Below are 10,070 nucleotides of genomic sequence, written 5' to 3' on the forward strand. Positions count from 1 at the left end.
CAATGTCCGTCAAGCCATCCACGCCGCCAGCGCGCTTCCTTCCCTTTTTTCCTGCCGGTTTTCCTGACGAAACCATTGGCTCGCGCGTAATCCGATACCATATCCGCCGGGGGTGCCCAACCATGTACGCGATGTACAAACACCTGTTCGGAAAGTCCCCTTTCAGTTTGACGGGACTGGTACAGCCGCATCTCGACAAACTGGCCGAAAGACTGCCCGGTTCGCCCCAAGCCAATCTGCTGGAGCTACAACACGACAGCACGCTTTTGCCGCTGTTTCAACAGTTCTTTGGCCCCAAGACGGCGGCCAGGCACGCGGACCGTACCCCGGGCACCCCCTTGATCAAGCTGTCCCGGCGCATCAAGGGCGACAGCCGGCTCACCTACCTGTGCGCTCAATGCCTGATCGATGACGAGCGCGATCACGGCTGGCCGTATATCCATCGAGCGCACCAGATCCCCGGTGTGACCGCCTGCTGGAAACATGCCACACGGCTCCTTGATTGCTGCCCGTCTTGCGCGTGTCCGTTTGCCCAGCCAGAGCAGCTGATCCTGTCCGCTTGGATGGGGTGCGAGTGCGGTTACGCGATCGCCGCTCACGCGCACGCTGGCCAACAGCCGGCGTCCGGCGTGGAAGTAGAATTTTCCCGCTTTGCGCAAACGCTCCTGGCTGCCGAACCAAGGCGATTGAGTATCGAGCAATTGATCACTATTTATAAAGCGCGCGCGATTGAAATTGGTTGCCGGTGGGGAGACGACCGAGTCAATCACAGGATGCTGTTTGGAAAAATCGAGGCACATTTCGGGAAGGAACTGTTCTCGACGATTGATCCCGCGTACAGGTCTGGGAAAACGGAACACTGGCTCAACATCCTGTGCGCCCACTCCTCGGTGGAGGCGCCGCTGACCCGGCACCTGATGGCCGCCTATTTTCTTTTTCGCGACGCTACACGCTTTCTTGGCCACGCCGACGCAATCCTCCACGCAAAACCCGAACTCGGCGATCCGCCGCATATTTTTGTCCGCGGCCCGACGTTGTCCGAAGACAATGCCGAGTCCGCAGTGGAAAAACAGCCGGAGGAAGAGTTGCTCAAAGAGTTGGTCAATTTGGCGCAGCGAGACGACTACGACCTTCCACAATTGTGGCGCCACCATTACACCGCCATGAAGCGCGTTGTCAAATTACTGCCAAACGCCGGCGACGTGATTGAACGGCGTCTGGCAATTGCCGCCGCGAACAAAAAACGGAATGCAGCCAGGGCACTGAAAACGAGGGAACGAAATCGCCTGCAAGATGCCCAATGGTCGGAATCCATCAAAGCGAGCTCGGTCACTTTATACGGAGAAAACGCAAAACCTGTCCGCATCACCAGGAACAAATTGCTTACTGCATCGATATTCCAGCCCAAAGGCACCGGTTGGCCGAAAGAGCCGGCATTTCCCTTGAGTGTCGTCGCAAGTAAAGCCCATGAGGAAGGCATCTGGCATTTCTACGCACGGCGTTTGCTCTGGACATTGCAATGCCTTCACGATCCGGAAACGCCCGCACACAAAATCATCATTCTGTCCAGGCTGGAAGTCAACAAAGCCAGGGTCATGATGGACTATTTTTCCGACTTCGTGCCTTGTGGAGGAGGCTCCATCCAGATCATCAAATCGATTTTGAAGGAGCGCGGTATCGGCAAGGATTGGCACGGGCCCTGCCCGGAGCGGGAGTTCTACAAGGCAGGCCGGGCCTATCTGCTGCGCACCACACGTCGCGGGCCAATTGGCGGCCGCGCGGGGGATGCGCAGCCAGGCGCCTGACGTCTGCGGCACCCGCGTCGACCAGGAGCCGTTTTCCATGCAGATCAACTCCTTGCCGATTGCACGGCCAGACGAAACGCTCTACAGCGTCGCGGCGAGGATACGACTGGCCAACGCAGCCAGAAACGACCGCGACGCCTGCCGGAGCACGTTTGGCCCCTCGCGCAACATGCGGGTGTCCGAATTCCCGGTTAATCTGGCTCACTTTTGTGGCGTCACGCACGACTGCTTCGGCGATCCGGCCCGCGTTCTCCATAACATGACCCTGGCGGGATTTTTCGAACGGCTCGACAGCCGCCCATGGCATGCCGGCTCCTCCAACGCCCCCATCGCCACGGCCGGATACGGCTTGGCGACGCTGTCGAACGGCTCGGCCGGCAGGTGGCGCGCCTGCACGCGGTGCATCGAAGATGACCTGGCACGCCACGCAACGGCGTTCTGGCGGCGCGCTCACCATTTGCCGACAGGATTCCTCTGCACGATCCACGACATGCCTCTGACGACATGCATGTCGTCTCCACTCGAACGCCACAACCGCTTTCTGTTGCCAGAGCAAACTTCGACCACCACCGTGACTTCCGAGATCGATTGGGTGGCCCATCACCAACTCCTGGTCCGTCTGACTGCGCTCGGCATCGACGTGCTGGAGGATGAACGGCAACCCGTCGACGCGCGTACGGTGCGCGCCGCCTTGTTCAATGCGCTCGGCAATCGCGGTCTGTTGACGACGTCGGGCCTGCTGCGGCGGGTTCAATTCGTCGCCGAGTTCGCTCATCGCTACCACTTCCTGATCAGGCATCCGGACTTCAGCCTCGCGCTCTCGCCGAAGGGAATCGACATCTTGCAACGCAGTTTGTCCCATCCGGGGCCGGCGCGCTCAGCTGCTCACAACCTGCTCCTGATCGACTGGCTGTTCGGTACCTGGCAGGCATTTCAGCGGCAGTGCCTGTGGCAGGCGACGATGGATAACGTCACGCCACCCACAATAAATCTCCGGCAGGACACAGCAATGCACCAGCACCGCAAAGTATGCTTGGATTTTCTGGAAACACAGGCATTGGCAACACGCAGCCGTTTTTTCCGTGCTGCTCCGACAACGTTTCGGTGGCTGTTGCGGCACGACGAAGAGTGGTTCAATGATAATTTGCCAAGGGTGCGACCGATACGAACTCAAGGAACCCTATTTTGACACATTGCGGCGACTTGCCACGCGAAAAATAGTGGCGATATAATTGTATTCGCCATATACTTCGTCAATTAATTACATGCAATCACAGTAAATTTTAGAGGCAAAGTGGAAACAACTGACGCAATCATTGAACTTGAAGACGATTTCGCCAATTTAGCCAGATTGGCGGCCAGCGGGGCCGTGGAGGACGTACGGCTGTATCTGGCCAAACTGGTCCGCAAGCACAGGACGTATCATCCCGAGTTCGCTTCGCGGCTCGATCAAACGCTCAAGGCCACTCAGACTCGGTCGTTAGGTCCGTCGATCATGCGCCGTAACGGCAGCTTCGACTCGACTCAGGGAGCGATGCCGGCCGATGCGGACTCGAAGATGTCACTGATTCGTGTCTTCGACGACTTGAAAGGCATCGAATGCCCCATCCTGTCGCAAAGCCTGCTAGGGCAGTTGGGCACTATCACGCAGGAGCGCAAGGAACGTGATCGACTCGCCGCGCACGGCATACGTCCAACACGCTCCGCTGTCTTCGTCGGCCCCCCCGGGGTGGGCAAGACGCTGTCGGCGCGCTGGCTTGCCGCGCAAATCGGAAAACCGTTGTGGGTACTAGATTTGACAACGGTCATGAGCAGTCTCTTGGGCAAGACCGGCAACAACCTTCGGATGGTGTTCGAGCACGCCAAGGAAAACGAGGCGGTCCTGCTGCTAGATGAAGTCGACGCAATCGCGAAGCGGCGCAGCGACGAGTCCGACGTGGGTGAATTGAAACGTCTCGTTACCGCTATCTTGCAAGAAGTCGATGCTTGGCCGGACACGGGCTTGCTGTTGGCGGCCACGAACCATCCGGAACTCATCGATCCGGCCCTGTGGCGGCGCTTCGACGCCATTCTAACTTTCGGTTTGGCAGACACCCAAGGAGTGGAGGCGGCTGTGCGCCGTTATCTCGGTCCCAGTCTGGATGTGTTCGCGCCCTGGATACCCATGCTCGTCTCCTCGCTCCAGAAAACGTCGCTTTCCGATGTCGAACGCACCGTCACTTCGCTGCGACGCAGCGTCGTCTTGCAGCAGACGGATCCGGCTCGCTTGGTCATCGAATTGGCTACACGCAACGCATCGCACTTGGACAAAGTCGCGCGGCGCGACCTGGCGATCGAATTAGCACGAAGCGGATCGCTGTCGCACAACCAGATATCGGAAATGACGGGTGTGGCGCGCGACACACTCCGCAAATACGCAGGTCCTTCGCCGATCAAGGGGCGCGGCCCCAAAAAGGGAACATAAACCATGGCCAACCGCTTCATCATCGGCAAGGGGGAATTGCTGACGTACGACATCCCGCCCCCGCCGATGAGAAACAATAAGGTTCACCCGTACTCACTGATCGAAGCACAGGCGGCCGTCGTGCCCCAATTAATCAAAGCCGTGCAGGACGTGAAATCGCTGCCGCCCGAGGCCTGTCCGCTGGACATCGCCGTGCTCAAGCTCGATCTACATCCGGCATACATCGCAAAGTCCTTCTTCCCCCGCGCGTTTCTGCGCGAGGCGGGACTGGTTTCGCTCGGCAGCCGGACCGTAAAGCTCAGTCCGCGGACCGACCACCGGATCACGGCACCCGACATCTGCGAAACCACAGAACTCTTCGTGGCGGGGACTCGCGCGGCGCTGGCGCGCCTGCCCGACTATGCGAGGCAGTTGCAGGATGGAACGACGGCGGCCATGCAGTTCCGCGAAGTCGAAAACGTCAGCGCCATGACGGCCTTGGACCGCGTGCGCCCGAATCCGGCGAGCGGCGGCCGGGTCTTCGAAGTCGGCTTGCACCGCCTTCCTGATCAGTCACTCGACGTGGTGCGGCGGGCGTTTACAGGCTACGCCGGGGCTTGCGGGTTCGTCGTCAACACCAAATACGAATTCCCGGTCGGCGGCATGTTGTTCCTCGCGGTTGAAGGCGATCCGTCTGGACTAGATGCGCTGGCCATGTTCACGCTGTTGCGTGTAGTGCGGCCAATGCCCGCAGTGCGCAGCGCCCGTCCACTGGCGCGCTCGAGCCCTATCGCGGTCAGTTTCAGGATGCCTACCGCTCAGCCGTTGTCCGACGAGCCGTCGGTGGCGATCCTTGATGGCGGCCTACCCGACCAACATATCCTGCAGCGCTACATCGGGCGCTACGAGAAGTCCGACGCGGCGGCGGCGGATGTCCCCGATTATCTCGAACATGGCCTAGGCGTCACCTCAGCGTTCCTGTTCGGTCCGATCGAGCCTGGCACCGAAGCTCCCCGTCCATACTCCTATGTGGATCACTACCGCGTGCTCGACGCCCACTCCAATCACGAGGACCCCTACGAACTTTATCGCACACTTGCCCACGTGGAAGAGATCCTGCTTTCGCGTCAATACCAATTCATGAACCTCAGTCTTGGCCCGGACTTGCCATACGAGGATTCGGACGTGCATGCCTGGACGGCGGTGCTGGACACGCTTCTCAGTGACGGCGACACGCTCTTGACGGTCGCGGTCGGTAACAACGGCGAACGTGACGAGGCGCTGCAGCTCAATCGAATCCAGGTACCGTCCGACAGCGTGAACGCGCTTTCGATCGGTGCCGCCAACTTCTCGGGTGAAACATGGGCCCGCGCCGCGTACAGCGCGGTCGGTCCGGGTCGCAGTCCCGGCCGGCGCAAACCCGACGCGGTGGCCTTCGGCGGCTCGCCCAAGGAATATTTCCACGTGGTGCGGCCCGGCATGAAGGCTGAATTGAGTGCCACCATGGGTACGAGTTTCGCTTCCCCATTCGGACTACGCACCGGGGTGGGCGTGCGCGCTATTCTTGGGGAGGATGTCCATCCCCTGACTATCAAGGCCCTGATGGTGCATGCCTGCGAGCAGACGGGGTTGGCGAGCGTCCAGGAAATCGGCTGGGGCCGTATTCCAGACGATGTGGCGCACATTATCATGTGCGGCGATGGAGTGGCCCGGATCATTTACCAGGGCCTGCTACGCCCGGGGAAGTATCTACGCGCACCCATTCCACTGCCGCTCGACGAGCTCGAAGGCAAAGTTAAGGTGAGTGCGACGTTCTGCTATGCGAGCCCGGTCGACGTCGAAGATGCGGCCGCCTACACCAAGGCGGGGCTGACCATCACCTTCCGGCCCCATGTGGACAAAAAATCCGGCGCCCAAGTCAAACCGCGTTCGTTCTTCACCGCGACCCAGTTCCGCACCGAGCAAGAACAGCGCTCCGATTTGGGCAAATGGGAGACCGTGCTGCATTCCAAAGACTCCTTCTACGGGTCGAGCTTGAAGGAACCGACCTTCGACGTGCACTACAACGCTCGCGAAGGCGGCGCGAATGGCGGCAAGGACAGCGAATTGATCCGCTACGCCCTCGTGGTCACCGTGGAAGCACCCAAACACGCGAATCTTTACGACGCCATTCTTCAGGCGCATGCAAGGTTGAAGGCGATTGAGCCGAAGATCACGCTGCCACTGCGTACCTAGGCTGCGTTGCTGGTACAGGATTGCCCGAGCCTGCTGATTTGAACTGGCCTATGCACAGACTTTCAGCCCCTCCGGCACTGGCCCCACGTTCGCTGATTGTACTGGTGGGGCAACAAATTCCAGCCACCTGGGGCAATTCGGCACCAACGGCAACAGAGGGGCCGCAAGCATTAAAATCCGCACACTTTAGTTCGCTGGAGATAATGTGCGCATTTTCTTGCCCGAAAATCATGTACTCTGCGTTGACGGCCCTATTCAGCAATTGTCAATTTAAACGGAGCTTGGAATGCCTGACAACAATATTAGTGCGCTGGAACCCTCCACTCAGAGCGATGAAATTCTCGGAACGACACACTGGGGATACGGTATTTCTCCTCACGAAGCTTGCAATATCGCCAACGGGCTAGCCAAGAAGCGCGCTAAGAGAATTCATACTTGCGTCACCACCAAAGCCATTCCTGGTACAGAAACATGCACTTCTGGCGGGCCAAAAGGATGGCAAGCATACGCCGTCAGCGCCAACCACAAAGGCAGCTGTTAACTGTAGCGGCTCGCATTTCAAACCGACCGTGCTCGCATTCGACGCCGATTTCGGCTCGAATTAACTGCAAATGACGGAGGGCCATGCTCACGCTATCTGCAATTGAGCTTGCATTCGACGGCGCCGGCTCGCATTCGACGGCCGCCGGCTCACGCTAACTGCAAATGAAGGCTCATATCGGCAAGCCCGCCGCCAGCATGCGCTCGCGGATCTCGGCCGTGCGTTTCGGTTCGAGCTGGTTGCTGAACATCGCCCGGATCTCGGCCGCCTTGGCATCGAACTGCTCGGCCATGTCCTTGAGCCGGTAGCCGTGACGCGCCAGTGTCGGCTCCAGGTCGTCGAGCTGGCGCGACAGCACCGTCTCCACCAATTCCGCCGTAACCGGTTTTTCGCCCGTCTGATAGCCCGCTTCAAGGGCCAGTGTCAGGTGCAGCTGGACCCGCAGCGGCGTGCGCAGTGTTGACGCTGGTCGTTCTGGAGGCGCATGGCGGCCCCTTCGGACTCGATGCGCCAGAATGGAGCGTGAAGACCAACGAATTCCGCCTGATCATTGAGGCTAAGAGCGAGTTGCCGACCGTAGGCTAGCTGATGCGCCAAATCAACCTTTACCGCGAGGCGTGCTGGCACGTTGTCTGGTGGCACCGGACGACCGCTACGCCGAGCTGCTTGGCGAGCAAAACCGTTTTGTTCGTGAAGTTCGCTCCCACGACGCCGGCTTAGCCTGAGCGTTTCGATCAAGGCAACCGGGAAGCCAAATTTTCTTTCCATAAGCCCACTGCTTGTGGCTGTAGAATGGATCTTCCTCAAGGCTTTGTTTTTGGCACCATACCATGAGCATTCAACAACAGATCTTTAACAAGACGTTCAATCCGGGCAGTGAAGGTACCACCCACCTAAACGCATGCGTTGGAAACAATGGTTTCGTCGACAAGCGCAGCTACGGAACAGGCTTCGCCGAAGCTGTCGATATTTTGACGACCGCTATTCAGCATTCGGAAAAAAGGGCGAGTCTGGACACGCTGATTTATCCAATCTGCTTTTGCGCTAGACACCACGTTGAACTGTTTTTGAAGGCGCAGATCGAGGTGATCGAGGCGATGCGCAGCACTCCACCTACAAAGTTATCCTCGATTCACAACCTTGACGGTCTATGGAAAATTTTTTTTACGGTCGCCCTGGCAACGGACCGCCGCTTTGTAGCGCCGGTTGAGCAGATGCTGGAATTTGTTCGCGATATCGCCCAAATTGACCCGACAGGACAGACTTTCCGCTATCCAGAGGATACGGAAAGTGTTAAGCACCTGACGCAGACCCCTGTGATCAATATTCCGGTGCTACGAAGTCGTTTCATGGCCTTAGCGGGCATGATTACCGACTTTGAATTTCTCTCGGACACCATCCGCTACGAGTACATATACGGCGTGTTCACCAAAAGACTCTCCAGGAGCGACCTTGAATATATTGCCAAGAATTTGCCACCGCATGATGAGTGGGGAGGGAGCCAAGCATTTAATGATGCAAAAGCGCGTCTCACAACCCATTTTGGTATATCTGGGGGAGAATTCAGTCGAGCATTGTGTGCAATCAAAACTCACGCGGAGTTCTGCTCTCATATAGGCCTATGCACACCAATCGAGGGCCTCAGCAAGTCCCTGATCGACAATCTCAATTTGGTGTTCAATGGCCAGTTGAGTATGGCGAAAATGGCACGGCATGAACTTGTCGCTATCGAGTCCATCTACGAGATTGCGAGGCCAATCTACTTGAGCGAAGAATTTGAAAATGTACGCGCCGCTGTCGACTTGGATTTCGAGCTCGAATACTACTCAGAGAGTACCTTGTCCAAATGGGCGCGTGCAACCAACCGGCTTACCAATGGATTGCACAAACTTGGTCAGTCTGCATTGGCGGTCCATATGGAACAGCATCTTGATAGCGGATCCCTTGTCGCCCGCCTCGATGTGGAGAACAATGAATTTTGCAAAAAATATCCTGGGTTGACAGTTAGTAGTGGAACGGCCGTTGGCGATTTGAAAAAATCGGGTGCTTCAGAATCGGAGCCATTCGATCAATAATGGCGCCACACATGGCCGCGCGCGCGACAGGAAAAAGTGCGAAGCACTTACCATGAGCAACTTGACAACGACGCTCACTTGCAGCGGACCGGTGTGCGAGAAGCCATTCAAGAATATATTATTCTTGCGCGCTGAAAAGTAGCTTACACAGGCGTCCATTCAAGTTTTTACCAGCACCTGGTCCGCAGGTCGAAGATCCTAAGTTATTGATTTTACAGGGAGGCCATTCAAGTTTATATTATGACGAAACATGCATAGCGCTGGACGACACATCCGATTGCACGGACGACAGATCCGCCTGCACGCGACGACACATCGAATTGAAGACCACACCCGCAAGCCCAACGCGAGTGTCGATGTTCAACGACGGGAAGCGCCGGTTGGTTGGCACCGACGTCGAATCGACGCACGTAACCAACAGATGAGAGAGTGGAAGCTTTCCATCTGCCACCTCTCTGCAATTAATTCGCAGCCCGGCCTTTGAGTGGTTTCGACGACGAAAACTTCGCTTGCAAAATACGATTCAATTCTATGCCGGAGTCAACTACGATCTTTGAAATTCTGTTGAATTCGGCCTCCAGCAGCGGTAGGACTTCTTGCTGGTCGAACTCTTTGTTACCGTAGTTGAACGATTCAAAATTTAGTCGAATCAGCTCTGGATCGGTCCCCGTCATGTCCAAGGACACCAGATTCTTCACTGTGCTGCGGTGTTTGCTGTGATTCGACAGTGCAGCGAGATACTTGGCTCGTCCGGAAGTCGCCAATTTGTTGAGCTGGACGGCTAAGGTCTTTTCCGTGCGCGACTTCGACAGTCTTTTCTGTACCTTCCACAAGGTAATGTCGTCCGGGGACAACTTTAGTACCTTGGAAAGCTCCAAACCATAGTAAACGCCGTGAGCGAATAGATCAGTAATTGCATGCAATGACTGGATGCAAGCAACAATATGCGCCCGGATAGCATGGAGTTCTCT

8 protein-coding genes are annotated in these 10,070 nt (G+C 57.2%); 6 read left to right on the forward strand and 2 right to left on the reverse strand.

The genetic code is table 11. From position 1 onward, the window contains the following. Nucleotides 1–2 precede the first annotated feature (2 nt). The 5 genes from RBA41_RS06055 to RBA41_RS06075 all read left to right on the forward strand — a co-directional run bounded on the left by RBA41_RS06055 (nt 3) and on the right by RBA41_RS06075 (nt 7,024). Nucleotides 3–1,805 carry a TniQ family protein gene (locus RBA41_RS06055; protein ID WP_306622014.1) on the forward strand — a complete coding sequence of 601 codons (1,803 nt, stop codon included), beginning with the start codon at nt 3–5 and terminating at the stop codon, nt 1,803–1,805. Between the two features lie 37 nt (nt 1,806–1,842). After that, nucleotides 1,843–2,994 (forward strand): TniQ family protein, encoded by a 1,152-nt coding sequence (locus RBA41_RS06060; protein ID WP_306622016.1) that lies wholly within the window; start codon nt 1,843–1,845, stop codon nt 2,992–2,994. 105 nt (nt 2,995–3,099) lie between these two features. Continuing rightward, on the forward strand, nt 3,100–4,269 hold the full coding sequence (locus tag RBA41_RS06065; RefSeq protein ID WP_306622018.1) for an AAA family ATPase: 1,170 nt from the start codon (nt 3,100–3,102) through the stop codon (nt 4,267–4,269). A 3-nt stretch (nt 4,270–4,272) separates the two neighbouring features. Further along, complete coding sequence (locus RBA41_RS06070; RefSeq protein ID WP_306622020.1) at nt 4,273–6,483, forward strand: S8 family peptidase; 2,211 nt, start codon at nt 4,273–4,275, stop codon at nt 6,481–6,483. A 286-nt stretch (nt 6,484–6,769) separates the two neighbouring features. Continuing rightward, nucleotides 6,770–7,024 (forward strand): hypothetical protein, encoded by a 255-nt coding sequence (locus tag RBA41_RS06075; RefSeq protein ID WP_306622022.1) that lies wholly within the window; start codon nt 6,770–6,772, stop codon nt 7,022–7,024. Nucleotides 7,025–7,196: 172 nt separating this feature from the next. Here RBA41_RS06075 and RBA41_RS06080 read toward each other — a convergent pair whose 3' ends face one another. Beyond that, nucleotides 7,197–7,391, reverse strand: coding sequence for a phosphoribulokinase (locus RBA41_RS06080; protein WP_306622024.1), 195 nt, complete (start codon nt 7,389–7,391; stop codon nt 7,197–7,199). Nucleotides 7,392–7,854: 463 nt separating this feature from the next. Between RBA41_RS06080 and RBA41_RS06085 the strand changes: the two genes are divergently transcribed. Further along, nucleotides 7,855–9,099, forward strand: coding sequence for a hypothetical protein (locus RBA41_RS06085; protein WP_306622026.1), 1,245 nt, complete (start codon nt 7,855–7,857; stop codon nt 9,097–9,099). 461 nt (nt 9,100–9,560) lie between these two features. On the opposite strand, the gene RBA41_RS06090 is transcribed toward RBA41_RS06085, so the two are convergent. Beyond that, nucleotides 9,561–10,070: hypothetical protein (locus tag RBA41_RS06090; protein ID WP_306622028.1), on the reverse strand; the 510-nt coding region annotated here is incomplete at its 5' end.

The sequence above is a fragment of the Massilia scottii genome, from assembly GCF_030846495.1.
Taxonomy (GTDB): Bacteria; Pseudomonadota; Gammaproteobacteria; order Burkholderiales; family Burkholderiaceae_D; genus Telluria_A; species Telluria_A violaceinigra.